At 73.6% G+C, this 21,030-nt stretch carries 18 protein-coding genes and 5 tRNA genes; 8 read left to right on the forward strand and 15 right to left on the reverse strand.

What is annotated here, in order from left to right:
- Positions 1 to 156: 156 nt before the first annotated feature.
- Genes ACH4E8_RS25305 through ACH4E8_RS25315 form a run of 3 tightly spaced genes read right to left on the reverse strand, consistent with a single transcriptional unit; the run spans position 157 to position 2,990 of the window.
- The gene (locus ACH4E8_RS25305; protein ID WP_398451933.1) at positions 157 to 996 is read right to left on the reverse strand and encodes a GNAT family N-acetyltransferase; all 840 of its coding nucleotides are present in this window, start codon (positions 994 to 996) and stop codon (positions 157 to 159) included.
- Between the two features lie 54 nt (positions 997 to 1,050).
- Positions 1,051 to 1,881, reverse strand: a complete 831-nt coding sequence (locus ACH4E8_RS25310; protein WP_398451936.1) for an aminotransferase class IV — start codon at positions 1,879 to 1,881, stop codon at positions 1,051 to 1,053.
- The gene (locus tag ACH4E8_RS25315) at positions 1,878 to 2,990 is read right to left on the reverse strand and encodes a chorismate-binding protein (protein ID WP_398451939.1); all 1,113 of its coding nucleotides are present in this window, start codon (positions 2,988 to 2,990) and stop codon (positions 1,878 to 1,880) included. Before ACH4E8_RS25315 ends, ACH4E8_RS25310 begins: the two co-directional genes overlap by 4 nt.
- Before the next feature lie 155 nt (positions 2,991 to 3,145).
- Here ACH4E8_RS25315 and ACH4E8_RS25320 point away from each other — a divergent pair.
- The 5 genes from ACH4E8_RS25320 to ACH4E8_RS25340 all read left to right on the forward strand — a co-directional run bounded on the left by ACH4E8_RS25320 (position 3,146) and on the right by ACH4E8_RS25340 (position 3,605).
- Positions 3,146 to 3,218: transfer RNA gene (locus tag ACH4E8_RS25320), tRNA-Gly, on the forward strand.
- Positions 3,219 to 3,251: 33 nt separating this feature from the next.
- Positions 3,252 to 3,325 (forward strand) — tRNA-Cys (locus ACH4E8_RS25325).
- A 1-nt stretch (position 3,326) separates the two neighbouring features.
- Positions 3,327 to 3,398, forward strand: a tRNA-Val gene (locus ACH4E8_RS25330).
- Between the two features lie 21 nt (positions 3,399 to 3,419).
- Positions 3,420 to 3,491: transfer RNA gene (locus tag ACH4E8_RS25335), tRNA-Val, on the forward strand.
- Between the two features lie 42 nt (positions 3,492 to 3,533).
- Positions 3,534 to 3,605: transfer RNA gene (locus ACH4E8_RS25340), tRNA-Val, on the forward strand.
- A gap of 63 nt (positions 3,606 to 3,668) precedes the next feature.
- Here the strand turns inward: ACH4E8_RS25340 and ACH4E8_RS25345 are convergent.
- From ACH4E8_RS25345 to ACH4E8_RS25360, 4 genes are all read right to left on the reverse strand, one after another.
- Positions 3,669 to 3,968, reverse strand: coding sequence for a zf-TFIIB domain-containing protein (locus ACH4E8_RS25345; protein WP_398451942.1), 300 nt, complete (start codon positions 3,966 to 3,968; stop codon positions 3,669 to 3,671).
- A 243-nt stretch (positions 3,969 to 4,211) separates the two neighbouring features.
- Entirely contained in the window at positions 4,212 to 5,180 is a 969-nt protein-coding gene (locus ACH4E8_RS25350) for an aminoglycoside phosphotransferase family protein (RefSeq protein ID WP_398451945.1), read from the reverse strand.
- A 246-nt stretch (positions 5,181 to 5,426) separates the two neighbouring features.
- Positions 5,427 to 5,630 (reverse strand): hypothetical protein, encoded by a 204-nt coding sequence (locus ACH4E8_RS25355; RefSeq protein ID WP_398451948.1) that lies wholly within the window; start codon positions 5,628 to 5,630, stop codon positions 5,427 to 5,429.
- A gap of 260 nt (positions 5,631 to 5,890) precedes the next feature.
- On the reverse strand, positions 5,891 to 6,211 hold the full coding sequence (locus tag ACH4E8_RS25360) for a hypothetical protein (protein WP_398451950.1): 321 nt from the start codon (positions 6,209 to 6,211) through the stop codon (positions 5,891 to 5,893).
- Positions 6,212 to 6,484: 273 nt separating this feature from the next.
- Between ACH4E8_RS25360 and ACH4E8_RS25365 the strand changes: the two genes are divergently transcribed.
- Positions 6,485 to 7,804 carry a protein kinase gene (locus ACH4E8_RS25365; RefSeq protein ID WP_398451952.1) on the forward strand — a complete coding sequence of 440 codons (1,320 nt, stop codon included), beginning with the start codon at positions 6,485 to 6,487 and terminating at the stop codon, positions 7,802 to 7,804.
- A gap of 16 nt (positions 7,805 to 7,820) precedes the next feature.
- Here the strand turns inward: ACH4E8_RS25365 and ACH4E8_RS25370 are convergent, their stop codons facing one another.
- The 8 genes from ACH4E8_RS25370 to ACH4E8_RS25405 form a co-directional block, all read right to left on the reverse strand.
- Positions 7,821 to 8,639, reverse strand: a complete 819-nt coding sequence (locus tag ACH4E8_RS25370; protein WP_398451954.1) for a TrmH family RNA methyltransferase — start codon at positions 8,637 to 8,639, stop codon at positions 7,821 to 7,823.
- Positions 8,640 to 8,703: 64 nt separating this feature from the next.
- Complete coding sequence (cobA, locus tag ACH4E8_RS25375; protein WP_398451957.1) at positions 8,704 to 9,954, reverse strand: uroporphyrinogen-III C-methyltransferase; 1,251 nt, start codon at positions 9,952 to 9,954, stop codon at positions 8,704 to 8,706.
- Between the two features lie 180 nt (positions 9,955 to 10,134).
- Positions 10,135 to 13,824, reverse strand: a complete 3,690-nt coding sequence (cobT, locus tag ACH4E8_RS25380; RefSeq protein ID WP_398451959.1) for a nicotinate-nucleotide--dimethylbenzimidazole phosphoribosyltransferase — start codon at positions 13,822 to 13,824, stop codon at positions 10,135 to 10,137.
- Between the two features lie 342 nt (positions 13,825 to 14,166).
- A complete protein-coding gene (gene cbiE, locus ACH4E8_RS25385; RefSeq protein WP_398451962.1) occupies positions 14,167 to 15,408 on the reverse strand; it encodes a precorrin-6y C5,15-methyltransferase (decarboxylating) subunit CbiE in 1,242 nt (413 codons plus the stop codon).
- A gap of 263 nt (positions 15,409 to 15,671) precedes the next feature.
- Positions 15,672 to 16,307, reverse strand: coding sequence for a GNAT family N-acetyltransferase (locus ACH4E8_RS25390; RefSeq protein ID WP_398451964.1), 636 nt, complete (start codon positions 16,305 to 16,307; stop codon positions 15,672 to 15,674).
- Between the two features lie 444 nt (positions 16,308 to 16,751).
- Positions 16,752 to 17,588: a MetQ/NlpA family ABC transporter substrate-binding protein gene (locus ACH4E8_RS25395; protein WP_398451967.1), complete on the reverse strand. Its 837-nt coding sequence runs from the start codon at positions 17,586 to 17,588 to the stop codon at positions 16,752 to 16,754.
- A 68-nt stretch (positions 17,589 to 17,656) separates the two neighbouring features.
- Positions 17,657 to 18,409, reverse strand: coding sequence for a methionine ABC transporter permease (locus tag ACH4E8_RS25400; protein WP_398451969.1), 753 nt, complete (start codon positions 18,407 to 18,409; stop codon positions 17,657 to 17,659).
- Complete coding sequence (locus ACH4E8_RS25405; protein ID WP_398451972.1) at positions 18,406 to 19,479, reverse strand: methionine ABC transporter ATP-binding protein; 1,074 nt, start codon at positions 19,477 to 19,479, stop codon at positions 18,406 to 18,408. Before ACH4E8_RS25405 ends, ACH4E8_RS25400 begins: the two co-directional genes overlap by 4 nt.
- Before the next feature lie 629 nt (positions 19,480 to 20,108).
- Between ACH4E8_RS25405 and ACH4E8_RS25410 the strand changes: the two genes are divergently transcribed.
- Together ACH4E8_RS25410 and ACH4E8_RS25415 are read left to right on the forward strand one after the other, a co-directional pair.
- Positions 20,109 to 20,468 (forward strand): hypothetical protein, encoded by a 360-nt coding sequence (locus ACH4E8_RS25410; RefSeq protein WP_398451975.1) that lies wholly within the window; start codon positions 20,109 to 20,111, stop codon positions 20,466 to 20,468.
- Position 20,469: 1 nt separating this feature from the next.
- The gene (locus tag ACH4E8_RS25415) at positions 20,470 to 20,952 is read left to right on the forward strand and encodes a hypothetical protein (protein ID WP_398451978.1); all 483 of its coding nucleotides are present in this window, start codon (positions 20,470 to 20,472) and stop codon (positions 20,950 to 20,952) included.
- Positions 20,953 to 21,030 lie beyond the last annotated feature (78 nt).

Below are 21,030 nucleotides of genomic sequence, written 5' to 3' on the forward strand. Positions count from 1 at the left end.
GCCAGAAGGGCGTCCAGGTTTGTCTTCACACACTGACCAACGGGCGCCCTTCGCCATGGTCGCGGCCAGCACAAACATCGGACTCATTCATCTAGCCCGACGCCTCAGAGCCCGACGCCCAACCCCCGGCACCTCAAGCCCAGCGCTTGATGCCCGTCACCACAGCCGCTTGGCCCAGCGCACGACGGTCGTCCGGTAGCCGAGCGAGGTGTACAGGGCGCGGGCCGGTGCGTTGTCCACGTGGACGTACAGCCCGATCAAGGGCGCCCCGGTCACCCGCGCGACGTGTTCTGCGTGCAGCATCAAGGCCCGCCCGTAGCCCCGTCCGCGGCGGTCGGCGGCCACCTCCACGTCGTAGACGTACGCCCCGTCCCGGCCGGGCAGCACCTCTCGCCGGCCGAGCAGCAGGTGCCCGACGACGCTCGCGCCCTCCGCTTCCAGCACGTCCAGCACCACTCCCGGCTGGGACAGCAGGGACGCGTGGGCGGACTCGGAGCGGGCGAGGGCGTCGGCGGCGGCGAAGCCGTCGTGCTCCGCGAGGATCCGGGCGTGCGAGGCGACGGCCACCGGCCGCCACTGGCGGATCTCCGCCTCGGTCATCGCCCTGGCGTGCAGCCCGGGCGCGAGGGCGGGCGGCCCGTCGCCGCCCTGGAAGTCCTTGACCATGCTGTGTCCGCGCTCCGTGTAGCCGAGCGCGGACGCCAGCCGGGTCGCCGCGGCGGCGCCCGAGGGCACGGACGCCCGGATCCGGTCGCAGCCCCAGCCGCGCAGCACTTCCTCGGCGGCGAGCGCGGCGACGGTGCCCCGGCCCCGCCGTCGGTCGGCCTCGTCGACGTGGAGCGAGCGGACGACCCCGGTGCGCGGACCCGGGGGCGGCTGGGCGGCGATCTCGACGCGACCGACGGAGCGGCCGTTGACGCAGATGTCGTAGCGGCGCGACCGGGTGCCGTCCGCCTCGTCGATGAGCGGCGTCACCGGCCGCAGGGTGGTGGTCATCGCAGGAGTCCTACCCCTGCGCCGGCCCCTCCGCACGCCCCGCCGCGGCGGGCGTCAGGGCAGCCGCGGGTCGGGGTCGGCCGCCGCACGCTCCGCGAAGAGCCGCATCGTCTTGGCCGTCACCGGGCCGGGCGCGCCCGGCAGCGTACGGCCGTCGACCCGGCTGACCGCCTGCACGTCACGCAGGCTGGAGGTCAAGAAGACCTCCTCGGCCCGCTCCAGCACGTCGAACGGCAGGTCGGTCTCGACGGCGCCGGCCCAGTGGACCGTCAGCGCCCGGGTGATGCCGGCGAGGCAGCCGGATGAGACGGGCGGGGTGAGCAGTTCGCCGTCGACGACCACGAAGACGTTGGAGCCGGTGCCCTCGCAGAGCTGTCCGACGGTGTTGGCGAACAGCGCCTCGGAGGCGCCCTGCTCGGCGGCGCGCGCGAGGGCGACGACGTTCTCGGCGTACGAGGTGGTCTTCAGCCCGGTCAGCGCGCCGCGTTCGTTGCGCACCCAGGGCACGGTGACCGCGGCCGTGGTGTCGGGGCGGTCGGCGCTCGCGCCGACCGCGACGACCAGCGTCGGCGCGTCCGTGCCGCGGTCCGAGCCGAGCGGCGAGAGACCGCCGGTGTAGGTGATGCGCAGCCGGCCGCGCGCCACGGGGTTGGCCGCGAGCACCTCGGCGCAGGCGCGCCGGACCTCGTCGTGGTCGGGGTCGGGGAGCCCGAGGCCGCGCGCCGAGCGGGTCAGCCGCTCCAGGTGGAGCGTGAGGGCGAAGGCCCGGCCGTGCTCGGCCTTCGCGGTCTCGAAGACGCCGTCGCCGACGGTCAGGCCGTGGTCGAGCACGGACACCCGGGCGTCTTCGGCGTCCCTGAGCCCGCCGTTGACCCACACCTTCATCTGACTGGTCCTTCCACGCTGATCTCCGTACCGGGCCGGGGTGCGCCCCCGTGCGGGGTCCCGCCGCCCGGGCCCGACGCTATCGCGAGCAGCCGGGAAGCCTTCAGTTCGGTCTCGTCCCACTCGCGCTCGGGGTCGGAGCCCCAGGTGATCCCGGCGCCGGTGCCGAACCGCAGCACGGGGCCGCCGCCACCGGTCCGGTCGATCCAGAAGGTGCGTATCCCGACGGCCAGCTCGCCGCGGCCCCGGTCGGCGTCGACCCAGCCGATGCCGCCGCAGTACGGGCCCCTCGGTGCGGTCTCCAGCGCGTCGATGATCCGCAGCGCGCTGGACTTGGGGGCGCCGGTGACCGAGCCGGGCGGGAAGGTGGCGTCGAGGAGGTGGCGCCAGCCGGCTCCGGGGCGCAGTTCGCCGCGTACGGTCGACACCAGGTGGACGAGGCCGGGGTGGGGCTCGACGGCGCACAGTTCGGGCACGGTCACGGAGCCCGTGGCGCAGACGCGGCCCAGGTCGTTGCGGACCAGGTCGACGATCATGACGTTCTCGGCGTGGTCCTTCTCCAACAGGTCCGCCGCCGTCCGCCCGGTGCCCTTGATCGGTCCCGACTCGACCGTGCCGCCGCTGCGGCGCAGGAACAGTTCGGGGGAGGCGGTGGCGATCTCCACGCCGTGCTCGGGCAGGCGGATCGTTCCGGCGTACGGCGCCGGATTGCCCCGCGCCAGCAGCGCCGTCAGCTCGTCGACGTCGGCCGGCGGCTCCAGGGGGCCGGGGTCGGGCAGCGGCGCCGACAGCACCCGGCACAGGTTGGCCTGGTACACCTCGCCGGCCGCGATGTGCTCGCGGATGCGGCGCACGCCGGCGACGTACGCGTCCCGGTCCAGTGAGGACGTCCAGTCCTCGGAGGCGGGGCCGCGCCAGCGCCCCGGCACGGGCGCCGGCACCGGCGCGGTGCGCACCTCCTGGAAGCGGGCGCAGGTCAGGCCGCCCTCGAAGTCCGCGGCGACGGCCCAGAAGCCCTGCGAGTCGAGGGCTTCGGGGTCGCTCGTGACGTCCCGGAGGCCGGTGGCGATCAGGTGCCCGAAGCGGGCGAGGGGAGGGAGGTGGTGCACGCTGTCGAGTCTATGACCGGCGAGAACGGGGTCCTCCGGGCGGCTGCGGCCCGAACACAGGTCGGCACGCTGCGGAAACGCGTTTTTGTGCTGGCCCGGGAATCCGCTAGAGTTCAACACGTCGCCGGGACGCGCAAGCGGCCCGAAAACGACAGGCGGACGTGGCTCAGTTGGTAGAGCATCACCTTGCCAAGGTGAGGGTCGCGAGTTCGAATCTCGTCGTCCGCTCGAAGTGGGGATCTTCCCGACCCCTACACTCCGGGTGGAGTGGCCGAGAGGCGAGGCAACGGCCTGCAAAGCCGTCTACACGGGTTCAAATCCCGTCTCCACCTCCAAGGACGATTAGCTCAGCGGGAGAGCGCTTCCCTGACACGGAAGAGGTCACTGGTTCAATCCCAGTATCGTCCACTGGATCCTGATGGATTCCCCGCGCGATTAGCTCAGCGGGAGAGCGCTTCCCTGACACGGAAGAGGTCACTGGTTCAATCCCAGTATCGCGCACGCATCATGCACTGCCCCGCGGTTCTTCCGCGGTCGGTCCCCGCGCGATTAGCTCAGCGGGAGAGCGCTTCCCTGACACGGAAGAGGTCACTGGTTCAATCCCAGTATCGCGCACTGACGAAGACCCCCGGACGCCTCTGGCGACCGGGGGTCTTCTCGTTCGCACTCTCGGTTGGGTCAGGAGGAGAAGAGCATCCGGCCGAAGCCCCGCTGGTGGCGGCCGTGGTGGCCGTGCGAGCCGTGGTGGCCCCCGTGGTGCGGCGCGCCCCAGGCGGGCGCCGCCGGTGCGGGCTGGCCCGGGTAGGCGGCGGGCGGAGCGGGCGGCGGGGCCTGCTGGGACCACTGGGACTCCAGCCGAGTCAGTGCCTCCAACTCGCCGTAGTCGAGGAATATCCCCCGGCAGCCGCTGCACTGCTCGATCTGGACGCCGTTGCGGTTGTAGGTGTGCATCACCGCATGGCACTTGGGACACTGCATCGTCGGGCTCAGCTCCTCGCCGTCGTTCCGTCACCACCGGAAGGCGCCCTCGGCGGGCGCCTGGTGACGTCTGGTGCTGTGACCGGAAAGGTTTGCCGGGTGGCTCGCGGTGTCCGGTGCGGTGCATCGCAAGGCGGAGGATCTCCCGCGTACTGGACGTACTCGGGCGATGCGCCAACGCAGCGAGGTGCCGTGCCGGGCGCCGCGAGCCGGTGAACCTTTCCGGTCACAGCACTAGGCAGCCTACGACGTCCCGGCCGGTTCCAACTCCTGCGGGAGAACGGCGATTCGGGCACAGGCGTCGATCACCGCGGTGTCGACGTCGTCCGGTTCACGCCGTTGGTCGGCCGCCTTCGCCAGCGCCAGCGCGGCGGTCTGCACGGTGAGGGCCCGGGCGGGCACGTCGAGCGCGGCCCACGGGTCCGCGGCGTCGACGGCGGGGCCGCCGGCCGCCAGGTAGGCGCCGATGAACCGCTGCCACACCTCGGGGGCGAGCAGGCCGGCGGCGAACCAGGCCGCGGGGCGGGCCAGGTCCCAGGCCCGGTCCCCGACGCCCAGGTCGTCGACGTCGATCAGCAGCCAGGGGCCGTCGGGGGCGGGGTGGCGCACGAGTTGGCCCAGGTGCAGATCGCCGTGGCACAGCCCGCCGGGGCCGGGCGCGGGCACTTCGCCCCTGGCCCAGGCGGGCAGCCGGGCCCAGGCGCGTTCGACGGCGGCGGCGCCCGGGTGGCGCACGGTCCGCCGCATCCGGGCGACGGCGCGCGCCGCCTTCGCCGGGCCGCGCATGACGGGCAGCGGGCCGGGGAGGTCGGCGGGGTCGACGGAGTGCAGCCGGGCGAGCAGGGCGGCGGTCTCCTCCCAGGGCGCGCCGAGCGGATCCTCGGGGTCGACGGGGGTGCCGTACGGCCAGACGCTGACGGGCCGCTCCCCCAGCGGTCGTAGGTCCGCGGGCAGCGGGAGCGGGGCGAGCAGGACCCGGTCGAGCCGGGGGTCGGCGGCGACGGCGAGCCGGGCCCGGTGGGCCGCGGGGTCGGTGCGCGCATCGTGGGCCTTGGCCACCGCGCGCCCGTGGCGCACGACGACGCCGTCGTCCCGCTGCGCGAGCAGTTGGGGGCCGCGGGCGCAGCCGCCGCAGGACGGGGCGGGCGGACCCGATGCGTGGGCGGCCCGCCGTGCGGCTTCGGCCAGTGCGTCGACGACGGCAGTGGTCACGGTCTCCCCCGGGGTGCGACGCCGTCGCGCGGGACGGCACGGCTGTGCGTGCGAGGGTACGCGCCGTGGCGTCAGCGAGGACGCTCCGGACGAACGCGGGGAACGGCAAGAGAAGTGCGGGCAACGCGAAGGCCGGTCAGCTCCCCAGCTGACCGGCCACCGCTGCCGTCCGCCGCACCCCCGTCCCCACGGGGTTATGGCCGGATGTCCCCGGCCCGGACCGCTCTTCCGGGCCCGGGGCGCCGCTCAGCGCCCCAGCATCACGCCCACGGACGACGCTTGTGTCACTACTGCTTCCCAGCCTCCGAAGACGTAGAGCAGCAGTGCCGCCAGGGGAAGAGCCATGGCCGTCGCCACCAGGGGGTGGCGCTGGCCGGGGCGGCGGCGGAACGCGGTGGAAACCCTGCGCTCCTGCGTGCGGATCATGGTCCGCGGCGCTGTGTCCGCCATGGGTCCTCTCCTGTCGTGAGATGGCAGCGGCGGGCGTCTGACCTCGGGGGACGAGTGCTGCACCCGCCGCTTGACCTCAACTTTAGGTTTCCGGAGGGGGGCGGACGTCATGCCCGCGTACCGATTGCCGGGCCTCCGAGAGGATGATCCGGGTGCCTTTGACGTACTCCCCTGGGTGGAGACGGGGTCCCAGGACCCCGGGGTTTCCCGGAAGGGTCGCTCGGTGCGGGCCGGGTGGCCCGCCGCGCCGACGGGGACCCTCACGGGGTCCCGCCACGGCTTTCGTGCGCCCGCCCCGGCTTGGGGTCCCTCGGCTTCGGCTCCCCGGGCTTCTTCGGCTCCGGCGCCTCCCGAGGGTCGGCGTCGTCCCGCGGGACGGGCTGCTCGACCAGGGCCAGCACTCGGGTGGACATGAAACGGGCGGTGCGCACCACGGCGCCGGTGCGGGTGACTTCGCTCACTTCCACCACCCCCCGGCGGACCGCGGTCTCCACGCGGCGGCCTGCCCGGCTTGCCACGACTTCATACGTACGCGTGCTGTCGCCCGCGTCCACCACTATCTCGACGCGATCACCTTTCACTGAGCCAATCCCCCTTCGGCGTCGGTTCGTTGAGATCCCGTGCGGGTCGGGGGCCTTGCAACCCTCTTCCCCTGACCGCTCTTCAAGTCTCCCACCGGGCACTGACAATCGATCGGGCCGTGAGGGCGCGGCCTCTGAGCGCACCGGGGCGGGGGTCCGTAAGCTGTGCCCAGTCAACACGGACGATCGGAGACCGGCCGGTCGGCGAACGGGGTGGGACCACCCACCGTCGAACACGGGGTGGGGCTCCCCACCATGGCAAGGGGACGGACCATGGCGATGATGCGGCTCCGGCGCGAGGACCCGCGTGTCGTCGGGTCGTTCCGTATCCACCGGCGGTTGGGCGCGGGCGGGATGGGCGTCGTCTATCTGGGCTCGGACCGCCGGGGGCAGCGCGTGGCGCTGAAGGTGATCCGGCCGGACCTCGCGGAGGACCGGGAGTTCCTGGCGCGCTTCGCCCGCGAGGTGTCGGCCGTCCGACGCATCCGGGGCGGGTGCACGGCCCGGCTGGTGGCGGCGGACCTGGAGGCCGAGCGGCCGTGGTTCGCCGCGCAGTACGTGCCGGGTCCCTCGCTGCACGACAAGGTGAACGAGGAGGGCGTGTTGCCGGCCGCCGAGGTCGCCGCGATCGGCGCGGCGCTCTCCGAGGGCCTGGTCGCGGTGCACGAGGCCGGTGTGGTGCACCGGGACCTGAAGCCGTCGAACATCCTGCTCTCCCCCAAGGGCCCCCGGATCATCGACTTCGGCATCGCCTGGGCGACGGGCGCGAGCACCCTCACCCACGTGGGCACCGCCGTCGGCTCCCCCGGGTTCCTCGCGCCCGAGCAGGTCCGGGGCGTGGCGGTGACGCCGGCGACGGACGTCTTCGCGCTGGGCGCGACGCTGGTGTACGCGGCGACCGGCGACTCCCCCTTCGGGCTCGGCGGCTCCGAGGTGATGCTGTACCGGGTCGTCCACGAGGAGCCGCATCTGCACGGCGTCCCGGACGCGTTGGCCCCGCTGTTGCGGGCTTGCCTGGCGAAGGACCCGGAGGAGCGGCCGAGCACGCTGCAGCTCTCGATGCGGCTGAAGGAGATCGCGGCCCGGGAGGCGCAGGGCCCGTCCGAGGCGCGGGGTCCGCTGGTGCGGGAGCGCTCCGACGCGGACCGTGCCACGTCGCGGTACGCCGAGCGGCCGGACCAACTCCAGCGCACGGAACGGATGGAGCCCACCGAGCGGATGGTGCGCGGTCGGGGCGAGCGGCGGACGGCCGGCGGCTCGGGGCCGCGTCCGCCCCAGCCGCCCCGCACGGGCGGTGCGCGCACGGGCGACCCCAGGGCCGGCGGTCCGCGCACGGGGCCGTCCCGCACGGGTTCGTCGCAGGTCGGTTCGGCGCGCGGCGGCGACCCGTCCCGCGGTTCCGAGCGCCCCCGCCAGCAGCGCGGCGGCGCCCCGTCCCGCAGCACCGGGCGGCAGGGGCAGCGCACCGGGGCGCGCAGCACGTCGACGGGTCGACGGCCGGCCAATCCGAAGCTGCTGCGTCAGCGGATCATCGTCTTCTTCGTCGTCACGCTGATCGTGGCGCTGGGCATCGCGGCGGCCCAGCAGTTGTAGGGCCGTCCCGCGGGGCTCAGGCCCCGGGGCGGCCGGTGGCCACGGCGTAGAAGGCGACCGCGGCGGCGGCCCCCACGTTGAGCGAGTCAACCCCGTGCGCCATGGGGATGCGGACCCATTCGTCGGCGGCGACCAGCGCCTGTGTGGACAGCCCGTCGCCCTCCGCGCCCAGCATCAGGGCGACCCGGTCGAGGCGGTGCGGCGCGGCCTCGTCGATGGCGGTGGCCTTCTCGTCGGGGGTGAGCGCCAGCAGGGCGAACCCGGCTTCCCGTACCGTCTCAAACCCTCGCGGCCAGGCGTCGAGCCGGGCGTACGGGACGGAGAAGACGGCCCCCATGGAGACCTTCACCGAGCGGCGGTACAGCGGGTCCGCGCAGTCCGGGGAGAGCAGGACTGCGTCCATCCCGAGGGCCGCGGCGCTGCGGAAGATCGCGCCGATGTTGGTGTGGTCGTTCACGGATTCCAGCACGACGACCTTGCGGGCGGCCGTGAGCAGTTCGGCGGCGCCCGGCAGCGGCTTGCGCTGCATGGAGGCGAGCGCGCCGCGGTGCACGTGGTAGCCGGTGACGCGCTCGGCGAGGTCGGGGCTGACCGCGTACACCGGTGCCGGGATCTCGTCGATGACGTCCTTCATCACGTCGACCCACTTGGCGGAGAGCAGCATGGAGCGCATCTCGTAACCGGCGTCCTTGGCGCGCCGGATGACCTTCTCGCCCTCGGCGATGAACAGCCCCTCGGCCGGCTCCCGTCGGCGGCGCAGCTCCACGTCGGTCAGACCGGTGTAGTCGCTCAGCCGGGGGTCGTCGGGGTCCTCGACGGTGATGAGTTCAGCCACGGGGGTGATACTGCCTTCTCCGGGGTGTGGTGCCAACGCCTGGGCAGAGGTCGGTTACTGGTGGTTACGTCGACAGCGGACGGCCGACGGGGACGACCTCGCCGATGACGATGACCGCCGGGGGTCGCACGTCCCGGGCGACGACCTCGTCCGCGACCGTGGCGAGCGTGGCGTCCACCCGGCGCTGGGCGGCCGTGGTGCCCTCCTGGACCAGCGCCACCGGCGTGGCGCCGTCGCGGCCGTGCTCCATCAGCGCACGGGCGATCGCGCCGATCTTGTCGACGCCCATCAGCACCACGAGGGTGCCGCGGAGCCGGGCGAGCGCGGCCCAGTCGACCAGGGAGCGCGGGTCGTCGGGGGCGACGTGTCCGCTGACGACGGTGAACTCGTGGGCGACGCCGCGGTGGGTGACGGGGATGCCCGCAGCGCCGGGCACGCTGATGGAGCTGGAGATGCCGGGGACCACGGTGCAGGCGATGCCGGCCTCCGCGAGCGCCTCGACCTCCTCCATGCCGCGGCCGAAGACGAAGGGGTCGCCGCCCTTGAGCCGTACGACGGCCTTGCCGGCCCTGGCGTGCTCGATCAGGGCCGCGTTGATGGCCTCCTGCGCCATGAAGCGGCCGTACGGGATCTTCGCGGCGTCGATCACCTCGACGTGCGGCGGGAGTTCGTCGAGGAGGTCTCGGGGGCCGAGGCGGTCGGCGATGACGACGTCCGCCTCGGCGAGCAGCCGCCGGCCCTTGACGGTGATCAGGTCGGGGTCGCCGGGACCGCCGCCGACGAGGGCGACGCCCGGGGTCCGGGTGCGCTCGTGGCGGGCCGCGATGGTGCCGTCCCGCAGCCCCTCGACGACGGCGTCCCTAACGGCCGCGGTGCGCCGGGGGTCCCGGTCGTGCACGTCGGTGGTGAGGACGGCGACCGTCACGCCGGCGCTGCGTCCGGTGGCGGGGGTCCAGGCGGTGGCGGCTTCGGCGTCGTCGGAGCGCACGCACCAGATGCGGCGGCGCTCGGCCTCGGCGGACGCCCGGTCGTTCGCCGCCGGGTCGGAGGCGGCGACGAGGACGTACCAGGCTTCGGCGAGGTCGCCGTCCTCGTAGCGCCGCTGCTCCCAACGGATCTCGCCGGAGGTGACCATGGCCTCGACGGAGGGCGTCGCCGACGGCGAGACGAGCACGACGTCGGCGCCGGCGGCGACGAGCGCGGGCAGCCTGCGCTGGGCGACCTGGCCGCCGCCCACCACCACGACCCGTCGGCCCGCGAGCCGCAGTCCCACGGGGTAGGCCGGATGGGGGTGCGCGGAGGCTTGCTCGGGCATGTGGGTGCGACTCCTCGGGCGTTACGGGTGGCTGGCGCCGGGCCGCGTCGACGTTGAAGCGGCTGGTGGGACGGTGTTTTCACTGGGCACCTTACGGGGCGTTCGGCGCGCGGTGCCGCGCGGGAGCGCCGTCCGCCCCGGAGCGGGGTGCTCCGGGGCGGTGGGTGGCGGTGCCGGGTGCTACTTCTCGGTGACGCCCGCCGAGTCGAAGGTGGCGACTTCGTGCATGGCGCGGGCCGCGCTCTGGATCACCGGCAGGGCCAGGAGCGCGCCGGTGCCCTCGCCGAGGCGGAGGTCGAGGTCGACGAGGGGGCGCAGGCCCAGCTTGTTCAGGGCCGCCACGTGGCCGGGCTCGGCGCTGCGGTGGCCCGCGATGCAGGCGGCCAGCGCCTCGGGCGCCACGGCCCGGGCGACCAGGGCGGCCGCGCCGGCGGACACCCCGTCGAGCACGACCGGCGTGCGCAGCGATGCGCCGCCGAGGATGAAGCCGACGAGGGCGGCGTGCTCCAGGCCGCCGACGGCCGCGAGGACGCCGATGGGGTCCGTGGAGTCGGGCGAGTGGAGTTCGAGGGCGCGGCGCACGACGTCGACCTTGCGGGCGTGCATCTCGTCGTTGATGCCGGTGCCGCGGCCGGTGATCTCGACCGGGTCGCTGCCGGTGTAGACGCAGATCAGCGCGGCGGAGACGGTGGTGTTGGCGATGCCCATCTCACCGGTCAGGAGCGCCTTGTTGCCGGCGGCGACCAGGTCGCGGGCGGTTTCGATGCCGACCTCGATCGCTGCGAGCACCTCCTCGCGGGTGAGCGCGGGGCCGGTGGTGAAGTCGGCCGTGCCGGCGCGGACCTTGCGCGGCAGCAGGCCGGTCGTCGCCGGCAGTTCGGCGGCGACGCCGACGTCGACCACGCACACTTCGGCGCCGACCTGGGTGGCGAAGGCGTTGCAGACCGCGCCGCCGCCGAGGAAGTTGGCGACCATCTGGCCGGTGACCTCCTGGGGCCAGGCGGTGACGCCCTGGGCGTGCACCCCGTGGTCGCCGGCGAAGACGGCGACGGCCGCGGGCTCCGGGATGGGCGGCGGACACATCCGGGAGAGCCCGCTGAGCTGGGCGGAGATGATCTCCAGCATGCCGAGGGCGCCCGCGGGCTTGGTCATCCGCTTCTGCCGCTCCCACGCCTCGCCGAGCGCCTTGGCGTCCAGCGGGCGGATCCCGGCGACGGTCTCCTGGAGGAGGTCCTGCGGCTCGGCGCCGGGCAGGGCGCGCCGGCCGTACGTCTCCTCGTGCACGACCCACGACAGCGGGCGGCGCTTGGACCAGCCGGCCTGCGCCAACTCGGGCTCCTCGGGGAACTCGTCGACGTAGCCGACGCAGAGGTACGCCACGACCTCCAGGTGCTCGGGCAGGCCGAGGGTGCGGACCATCTCGCGCTCGTCGAAGAAGCTGACCCAGCCGACGCCCAGGCCCTCGGCGCGGGCGGCGAGCCACAGGTTCTCCACGGCGAGGGCGGAGGAGTAGGGCGCCATCTGCGGCTGGGTGTGCCGGCCGAGGGTGTGGCGGCCGCCGCGGGTCGGGTCGGCGGTGACGACGATGTTGACCGGCGTCTCCACGATGGCCTCGACCTTGAGTTCCTTGAACTGCTTGGCGCGGCCCTTGGGAAGCGACTTGGCGTACGCCTCGCGCTGGCGCTGCGCGAGTTCGTGCATCGCGGTGCGGGTCTCGGCGGAGCGGATGACGACGAAGTCCCAGGGCTGGGAGTGGCCGACGCTGGGGGCGGTGTGGGCGGCCTCCAGGACGCGCAGCAGGACGTCGTGCGGGATGGGGTCGCTGCGGAAGCCGTTGCGGATGTCGCGGCGTTCGCGCATGACGCGGAGCACGGCCTCGCGCTCGGCGTCGTCGAACGCGGGGGCGGGCGGGGTCTGCGGGCTCTGCTGGTCCTGCTCCGGAGCGGGTTCGGCGTCGGCCTCGGGTTCGCCCTCGGGCGTGGGCTCGGGCTGGGCCGTGGCTTCAGGCTCGGGTTCGGCCGGGGCGGCTTCCGAATCGGCGCCCTCGGCGGGCTGCTCCGCTGCTTCCGTCGCTTCCGGTGCGTCCGTCGCCTCCGGGGCCTCGGGGGCGACGGAGGTTTCGGGGGCCTCAGGCGTCTCCGGGGTCTGAGCTGCCTCGGGCGCCTCGGGCGCGGCGGGGGCCTCGGGCGCGGCGGGGGCCGGGGCTTCCTGAGCCGGCTCGACGGGCTGGGCGGCGGGCTCGGCGTCGGCCGCGGGCTCGGCGTCCGGCGTCGCTTCCGCGGCCGGCGCGGCCTCCGGCTCGGCGTCGTCGCCGGCCTGCGTCGCCTCGGCCGGCAGCGACTCCGGCTGCTCCGCTGCGGGCGCCTCGGCCTGCGGCTGCTGCTCGGGCTGTTCGGCCGGCTGTTCCGCAACGGCGTCGGCCTCGGGCTCCGTCACCGCTTCGGGCGCCACGGCCGCCTGGGGCGCAGGCTCCGCCGTGGCAGCGGGCTCCGCCGTCGGCGCGGGGGCGGTGGCCTGCTGGTCCGGGACGACCGTTTCTGCGGGCACGGGGGGCTGTTCGGCCGGAACGGGAGCTGGGGCGGGCGCCTCGGCCTGCGGCGGCTGCGCGTCCCAGGGCGCTCCGGCCTGCGGCGGGATCTCGCCGAGCTGAGGACCGACGGCGACGGAACCGGTCCCGTCGCTCGGGACGTCAAGGTATTCGGGACCGAGGGTGGGCGGACCGGGATGGCTCTGCGCGGTCAACGGGTGCGGGGCGACGCCGGCCGGACCCCGGTCGGCCAGCGAGCGGACCACGCCACCGGACGGGTTCGGTACGGGCGGGCCCATGTGGAGGGGACGGTGAGACGGCTGAGGCGACGGGGCGGCAGCAGCGGCGGCGAACGCGGGGGCGGGCTGCTCGACGGGCGCCTGCTCGTCCCACTGCGCCTGCGGCTCGGCGACGGCGACCGCCTCCGGCTGGGCCTGCTCCGCCTGCTCGACCTGTCCCACCTGCGACGGGACCACGGAAGGCTCTTCCACCGGAAGCTGCTCCGCGGTGTTCGGCTCGGCGACGGGGACCTGCGCGACGGGCTGCTGCGGCGCGCCGGGGACCTCCGTCACCGGCTGTATGCCCGGCGCGGGCTGCGCAGCGGGCTGGGCGACGGACTCCGGAGAGCCCAGGTCCGTGGGCGCGGCGAGTTCGGGAGCCGGCACCACGTCCGTGGCGGCGACCGCTTCCTGACCGGGCGTCACTGCGGGCGGCCCGGCCTGCACCGGCGCCGCGACCTGCTCGGGCGAGCCGAGGTCCGTGGGGGCCGTGGCCTCCGGCGTCACCGGCAGCGGGCCCTGCGGCGCCTCGACGACCTGCGCCTGCACCTCGACGGCCTGCGGCTCCACGGCCGGAGCCGGCGGCTCGACGGCGGACGGAGCACCGGTCACGACGGGGGCCTGCGGCTGCGGAACGGCGGCGACCGGGGCAGCGGTGGGCACGTCGGCACCCGCACTCATCCCCGCAGCCTCGGGCTGGACCGGCACGGCCGCGTGCGGCGCCTGCGCCGCCGGCACCGGCTGTACGGGCTGAACGGCCTGCACCGCTTGGACGGGCTGCACCGGCTGTACGGCCTGGATCGGCTGCACGGGCTGCACCGCGGGCGCCGGCTGCAGCTGCGGGACGGGCACCCCGGACTGGGTGGCCTGCGGATCGCTCCAGGCGCCCTGCGCGCCAGGCATCAGCAACAGGTCGTCCTCTTCGGACGGAGCGTGTTCCGCCGGGGGGTGCTCGGAGGGGGCCGCGAAGGCGTAGGCGTCAGGGCCGGGAACGCCCGGCTGCTGCTGCACCACGCCTGCGTTCTCCGGCAGTCCCTCGCCCGGGATCTGACCGGTGTCAGTCATGCGTACCCCTCGCCCCATCGCTTGTCATCCTTCGCCCGTCGCCGAACGCCCGATCGCGGCACGTCTGGCGCCCGTCTACAAGAACGAGCGCGTGCGCCACGCGGCACGACGGCCCCACGGACTCCCAGCATTCTCGCGGCCGTTCGCGGCCCTGGCAGGCAGATCCGCCACGGTCCGCTGTGGGCTGCGCCACGTTGCGCGACCCCGGTTGCGGCGTACCACATACCGGATGCAAAGCGACACTCCATTTCCGGTACTCCGGACATCATCACCGAACAAGCGATCGACATCCAGTGCGGCACAACGATCGATCAGCCTACCTCGCGCGACTGACGACCATGGTCACCGGGCGCGTTCGGGCTGGCTGCCGCTGACCACGAAAACGACCGATCGTTCCCGCTCGGACCAGCCCTGCGGATCGAGCCCGACGGCCTGCACGAAGGCGCAGTCGACGGCGTATCCGCCGGCCGTGAGGGCGGTGCACAGCGCCTCCGCCTCGTCGCGGGTCGCGGCGTGCGTGACGATGCGTTCGGGACGGCGTTCGACGCAGGCGGTGACGACCGCCGCGCCCCCGCCGCCGATGCGTACGACGTCCGGTTCCGGCAGCCGCTCCAGCACGTGCGGCGCCCGCCCGTTGACCACCTGCGCCTGGACGCCCGCGCGCCGGGCGGCGGCGTCAGTACGGGCGCAGGCGGCCGGGTCGGCGTCGACGGCGATCACGGCGGCGCCGAAGCGCGCGGCCTCGACCGTCAACGCGCCGTCGCCGCAGCCGATGTCCCAGACGAGGTCGCCGACGCGCGGCCCCAGCCGGGCCAGTTGCAGGGCCCTGAGCGCAGGCGAGCCGCCCTCGCCGCCCTCGCCGCGCGGGCCGGGCGCGCCCTCGGCGTACGTCTGCGACGGCAGTGCCCAGCCGCGTACGGAGTGCGGGAAGGCGGGCTCGCGGCCGGCGATCCAACTGCCGCCGGGAGCCGGTCCGCTGCCCGCGCCGCCGACCACGATCACCACGTTCGGATCGCGCCACACGTGGTCGGCGGCCTTGTCGGAGGTGACGACGGTGACCTCCTCCCGGTCCGTGCCGAGTTCCTCGCAGATCACGAAGGTGCGGTGGATCCCGTCGAGCAGCAGGGCCAACTCGGCGGGGCCGGCGCCCGGTGCGGTGAGGACGGCGACCTTGGGGTGCGCGCGGCACACGTTCACGGCGCGGCGCAGCGTCCTCGGGTGCGCGACGACGACCTGGGCGTCGTCCCAGGGCATCCCGGCGCGGGCGAAGGCGGCGGCGACGGAGGAGACCGCGGGCACGACCTCCACCTCCAGGCCATGCTCGGGGGCGCGCAGGGTGCGGACGACGCCGAAGAAGCCGGGGTCGCCGTCGGCCAGGACGACGGCGCTGCCGCGGTGTCCGGCGATCCGACGGGCGGCGAGGTCGACGCTGCCGAGCCGGATGCGCTCGGCGCCGCCGGGCACTTCGGGCAGGGCGAGGTGGTGGGCGGCGCCGGCCACGAGGGTGGCGGCGCCGAGTGCGGACCTGGCCGCGGCGGTGAGGGGGGAACCGTCCCAGCCGATCACCGTGACGCGGTCGGCCATGCTCGTCAGTCTCCCTGGAGTCGTCGCAGGTGGGGTGCCCGGTACAGACACGGGCAGGCAGAGGGTACCGGTAGGAGTGCGTCGGCCAGAACCGTCGGGAGCCGACGGGGACATCGAATCAGGTGCGGGGCGGCCGCTGCCAGCGGACCGAACGATTCGCGCCGCGATGCCGCGGAGTCCGTCGGCCAGTCGGCCCGTCGGTCGGTCGGCCCGTCGGTCGGTCGGCCCGTCGGTCGGTTCCGGCGTACGACGGCCCGGGCGGGTCAGCCCCAGTCGGGGAAGGAGGCGTACCCGGCGTCACCCGTCGGCTCGGCCACCCCTTCCAGGTCCTCCGGGAGGAGGCTCCAGACGATCAGGTCGGTGCGGAACTCGGCCCAGGTGCCGTCGTCGATCTGGCTGCGGGCGATCCAGGCGTTCCGCAGGACGCCCTCGCTGATGCAGCCGATCTTCTGGGCGACCTGCTGGGCCGCGGTGTTGTCGGCGGCGGTGCGCAGTTCCAGGCGCTCGAACCCCTGGTCGCGGAAGAGCCACTTGGCGACGGCGAGCACGGACTCGGTCGCGTAGCCCTCGCCGCGGGCCCAGGGGGCGGTGACGTAGGAGATCTCGGTGGCCCGTACGCGCCAGTCGGTGCGGGTCAGGGCCACGGCCCCCACCAGCCGCTGGGTCAGGAACTCGGTGACGGCGAGCGCGACGCCGCGGCCTTCGGTGCGCTGGGCCGGTGCTATCGCCTGGACCCAGTGCGCGGCGTCGGCGGTGGTGAACGGATGGGGTGTGGTGGTCCAGGCGGTCACCATCTCGTCGTTCATCATCTCGGTGTGCGCCGGGACGTCGGCCTCCTCGAAGGGGCGCAGCACCAGTCGTTCCGTACTGATCGACACGTCCGGAAAGGTGGTTCTCATGCGCCGCTCCGTATCCAGGGCCTGTGGGACCAGGCGACCAGTGGCCTGCCGAAAGGCCCAGCATGCAGCATGGCCCGCGCGAACCGCACCACAGGGTGGTGCAGTTGCCCGCGGCCTGCGCTGCGGCGCCCCCGGCGGCCGTGCGCCTTGGACCCCACTCGCCGTTTCCCTGCGGGAGCGTTGTCCCCTGCGGCCCGGTGAGGGTTGTTCGCGCGGTTCCCCGCGCCCCTGTTTCGCTGCCCCCCTCACTTTGTCTGCCGGCTGAGGGCAGGGTGTTTAGGGGCGCTGGGGTCCCCCCGTGCCCGCAGGGCACAGGGGGCGGAACGGCGCGACAAGCCCACCATCGGGTCGCAGAGACCAACAAGCCCGCAGGACTACGGCGAAGGGGGCCGCGGGGGTACGGCCCGCGCCCCCGCCCCGGGGCGGAAGTGCGGGCCGCGAGGGCTAGAACGCGGGGATCACGGAGCCGTCGTACTTGTCCTCGATGAACTTCTTCACCTCGGGCGACTTCAGCAGCTTCGCGAGCTTCTCGATCCGCGGGTCCTTCTCGCCGCCCTCCTTCACCGCGAGGAAGTTGCCGTACGGGTTGTCCTTGGCGGACTCCAGGACGAGCGAGTCGTTCTTGGGGCTGAGCTTGCTCTGCACCGCGTAGTTGCCGTTGATCACCGCGGCGTCGACGTCGTCGAGCGCCCTGGGCACCGCGGGGGCCTCCAACTCCTTGAAGGTGAGCTTCTTCGGGTTGGCCTCGATGTCCTTCGGGGTGGCCGAGTTGCCGGCGTCCGCCTTCAGCTTGATGAGGCCGTTCTGCTCCAGGAGCTTGAGGGCGCGGGCCTCGTTGGTGGTGTCGTTGGGCAGGGCGACGGTGGCGCCGTCCTTGAGGTCGGCGAGCTTGTCGACCTTCTTGGAGTACAGGCCCAGCGGCTCCAGGTGGACGGTGACGACCGGCACGATGGTCGTCCCGTTCTTCTTGTTGAAGTCGTCCAGGTACGGCTTGTGCTGGAAGAAGTTGCCGGCCACCTCGCCGTTCTGGGTGGCGGTGTTGGGGGTGACGTAGTCGGCGAACTCCTTGACCTCCAGCTTGAGGTCTTCCTTCGCGGCCAGGTTGTCCTTGACGAAGTCGAGGATCTGGGCGTGCGGGACGGAGCTCGCGGCGATGACGAGCGGCTTCGACGGATCGACGTCGGCGCCGGTCTTGGCGTCTTCGCTGCCGCAGGCGGTCAGGCCGAGGGCGAGTGCTCCGACGGCGACGAGAGTGGTGGTGATCTTGGCGGTGTTACGCACGAAAAGTGCCTTTCTCCATGGGTGGTGCGGTGGTACGGACCCTTGCGGGTCGGGGGTGGGTCGTTGGTTCAGCTGCTGCTCTTGGAGAGCTCCAGTTCCAGCTCGGCACGCTGGTCCGTGCGGTTCCTGAGGAAGCGCAGCTTGGGTGCGGGGCCGCTGCCCCGCCCGCGGCGGTGCAGGCTGAGCGCCGCGTAGTCGCCGGCGAACTGGATGACGGAGATGACGACGGCGAGCACGCCGACCGTGATCCACATCATTTCGGTCTCGAAGCGCTGGTAGCCGTAGCGGATGGCGATGTCGCCGAGTCCGCCGGCGCCGACGGTGCCCGCCATGGCGGAGTAGCCGATCAGGGCGATGACGGTGGTGGTGGCGCTGGAGATCAGCGAGGGCAGCGACTCGGGCACCAGCACCTTGCGGACCACGGTCCAGGTGCTGCCGCCCATGGACTGCACGGCCTCGACGAGCCCGCCGTCCACCTCGCGCACCGCGGTCTCCACGAGCCGGGCGAAGAAGGGGATGGCTCCGATCGCCAGCGGCACGATCGCGCCCTCGCGGCCGATGGTGGTGCCGGTGATCTCCTTGGTGAAGGGCATCAGGGCGACCATGAGGACGATGAACGGCATCGACCGGGTGACGTTGACGACCTGCCCGATCACCTTGTTGGCGAAGACGTTCGCGATCAGGCCGCCCTTGTCCGTGAGGACGAGGACGATGCCCAGCGGCAGTCCGAGGACGACGGCGATGACGGTGGACCAGCCGACCATGTACAGCGTGTCCCAACACGCCTGTTCCAGCAGCGGCTGCATCTCGGACCAGGTCACTGGGCACCTTCCTTCGACAGGGCCACGGCGGCGGGTGCGGCGTCGGTGCCCCCGGCACCGGCGTCGGTCTCCGTCACGACGTCGACCTGGAGCCCCTGCTCGCGCAGGAAGCCGACGGGGACGACGTTCTCGTCGAAGCGGCCGGGCAGTTCGATGCGCATCCGACCGACCTGCTTGCCGCCGACGGTGTCCATCGCGGCGCCCAGGATCGAGATGTCGATGTTGTACGTACGGGAGAGCTGGGAGATCACCGGCTGGGTGGCGGCGTCCCCGTGGAAGGTGACGTCGACGACGGTGCGGTCTGCGCCGGAGGCCCGGCCGCTGACCGGGAAGAGCGCGGTGGCCAGCTCGGATCCGGGGGTGGCCAGCAGTTCGCTGACGGTGCCGGACTCGACGACGCGCCCGTGCTCCATCAGGGCCGCGGAGTCGCAGACCGACTTCACGACGTCCATCTCGTGCGTGATGAGCAGCACCGTGAGGCCGAGGCGGCGGTTCAGGTCGCGCAGCAGTTGGAGGATGGAGCGGGTGGTCTCCGGGTCGAGTGCGCTGGTCGCCTCGTCGGAGAGCAGCACCTTCGGGTCCCCGGCGAGCGCGCGGGCGATGCCGACGCGCTGCTTCTGGCCGCCGGAGAGCTGGCTGGGGTAGGACCGGGCCTTGTCGGCGAGGCCGACGAGGTCGAGGAGTTCGAGCGCCTTGCGGCCCCGTTCGCGGCGGCTCAGGCCGAGGATCTCCAGCGGGAGTTCCACGTTCTCCTGCACGGTGCGCGAGGACAACAGGTTGAAGTGCTGGAAGACCATGCCGATGCGGCTGCGGGCCTCGCGCAGTTCCCTGCCGGCCCGCGGCCCCTTGCCTGCGAGCGCGGTGAGGTCGCGACCGTCCACGGTGACCGTGCCGGACGTGGGGCGTTCCAGCAGGTTCACGCAGCGGATCAGCGAGGACTTGCCGGCGCCGCTCTGGCCGATGACGCCGTACACCTCGCCTTCCCTGACGTGGAGGTCGACGCCGTCCAGGGCGGTGACCTCGCGTCCTCGCGAGCGGTAGACCTTGGTCAGGCCCGTTGTGGTGATCACTGGGTAAGTCCGTCACTGTCGAGTGCGCGGCAAGGTCGTCGCCGGGCACGGGCTTTCGTCGTCACACCGTCAATCGCTGCGCTGCCGTGGGCGGCGCACGCGCGCTCTCGCCGGGCGGAGGGACGTGGGCCGGCGGCCCGGGTCCGAAGGTCCGGGGCGGCGGGGACGACAGGTGCGCTGGCAGCCGCGGCCCTGATCGGGGCGGGATGGCTGCGCGGTTCTCACTTCGGGGCGCGAGGTACGGTTCGGGGGCCCTCAGTGGTCGCACATTCGACACATACAACGAGCACCGGGCGTCGTGTTCGCCTCGGTCGCAAGGATGCGGATGCTCGTCGTGGTCATGGCGGTAAGTAAAGCAGACGGCCCGTCCGAGAAAACCCCCGCGTCCGAATAGCGGACAGGATGCATACGGCATCTGGATGCTGCGGTCAGCCGGACCGGCACCGCCCCTCGCCCGTACTCCCCCGTACTGACCTGCGTCGATATGGCTCGGGGCGGACCGTGGACCGTACGGTGGCACCCCTCGGTTCGGCGGCGGGTTGTGGCCAAGGCCACGGAGCGCCCCCACGGTGGCGCGGCCCGCGGGGTCGCCGGCCGTCGGCCCTGCGGGCCGTAATACGCTCGGGGCCATGCTCGACGCCCTCACGATCGCGATCTGCGTGACCGCGCTCGCCCTCGCCGCCTGGTGCGGTTACGCCGCCTACCGCGACCAACCCACCAAGGACTGGCACTTCATCGGCATGGCCGTGGTGTCGCTGTTGGCGCTGGTGCAGCTGGTGGTGGGCATCGTCGAGCTGGCGCAGGGCGGGGAGCCGGACCAGGGCTCGACCATCTTCGTGGCGTATCTGATCGGCTCGTTCGCGACCGTGCCGGCGGCGGGCGTGCTCTCGCTGGCCGAGCGGACCCGCTGGGGCTCGGCGACCGTCGCGGCCGGCGGGGTCCTCCTCGCCGTGCTCGAAGTGCGACTCATCGACATCTGGGGAGGCTGAGATGACCGAACCCACCCCCGCTTCCACCCCCGACGCCGCCGACACCGCGACCGACGGCGGGAACGGCAAGACCGACGGCGGGAACGGCAAGCTGGTGCAGGGCCCCGGCGTGCTGCTGGTCTGGCTGTACGGGGTGATGTCGGTGGGCGCGGTCTCCCGCTCCCTCTTCCACGTCCTCACCGACTTCGACAGCGCCCCGCTCGCGCACAGCCTCTCCGCGGTCGCCGCCGCGGTGTACGCGTTCATCACGTACACCCTGGTCCGCGGCGGGGAGACGGCCCGCAGGGCGGCGCTGGTGTGCTGCGCCGCGGAGCTCGCCGGCGTGCTGATCGTGGGCACCTGGACGGTGCTGGACCCCGGCGCCTTCCCCGACTCCACGGTCTGGTCCGGCTACGGCTGGGGCTACGTCTTCATCCCGGTCCTGCTGCCGGTCACCGGCATGATCTGGCTCCGGCGCGCCCGCTCGACCCCGACCGCGCAGTAGCCGCGGCTCCCCTGCGGCGCGGTTGACCTCTGCGGCCTGGTGGTGCGCTGGTCGCGCAGTCCCTCCCCCAGCGCCCAG

The organism is Streptomyces sp. NPDC017979, assembly GCF_044328175.1.
GTDB lineage: Bacteria > Actinomycetota > Actinomycetes > Streptomycetales > Streptomycetaceae > Streptomyces.

Coding starts and splice junctions, on each gene's coding strand:
- cobA (WP_398451957.1), bottom strand. CDS start 9,954: ATGCCCGAGCAAGCCTCCGCGCACCCCCATCCGGCCTACCCCGTGGGA.
- ACH4E8_RS25345 (WP_398451942.1), bottom strand. CDS start 3,968: ATGCAGTGTCCCAAGTGCCATGCGGTGATGCACACCTACAACCGCAAC.
- ACH4E8_RS25390 (WP_398451964.1), bottom strand. CDS start 16,307: ATGAGAACCACCTTTCCGGACGTGTCGATCAGTACGGAACGACTGGTG.
- ACH4E8_RS25410 (WP_398451975.1), top strand. CDS start 20,109: ATGCTCGACGCCCTCACGATCGCGATCTGCGTGACCGCGCTCGCCCTC.
- ACH4E8_RS25415 (WP_398451978.1), top strand. CDS start 20,470: ATGACCGAACCCACCCCCGCTTCCACCCCCGACGCCGCCGACACCGCG.
- cbiE (WP_398451962.1), bottom strand. CDS start 15,408: ATGGCCGACCGCGTCACGGTGATCGGCTGGGACGGTTCCCCCCTCACC.
- cobT (WP_398451959.1), bottom strand. CDS start 13,824: ATGACTGACACCGGTCAGATCCCGGGCGAGGGACTGCCGGAGAACGCA.
- ACH4E8_RS25355 (WP_398451948.1), bottom strand. CDS start 5,630: ATGGCGGACACAGCGCCGCGGACCATGATCCGCACGCAGGAGCGCAGG.
- ACH4E8_RS25365 (WP_398451952.1), top strand. CDS start 6,485: ATGGCGATGATGCGGCTCCGGCGCGAGGACCCGCGTGTCGTCGGGTCG.
- ACH4E8_RS25310 (WP_398451936.1), bottom strand. CDS start 1,881: ATGAAGGTGTGGGTCAACGGCGGGCTCAGGGACGCCGAAGACGCCCGG.
- ACH4E8_RS25305 (WP_398451933.1), bottom strand. CDS start 996: ATGACCACCACCCTGCGGCCGGTGACGCCGCTCATCGACGAGGCGGAC.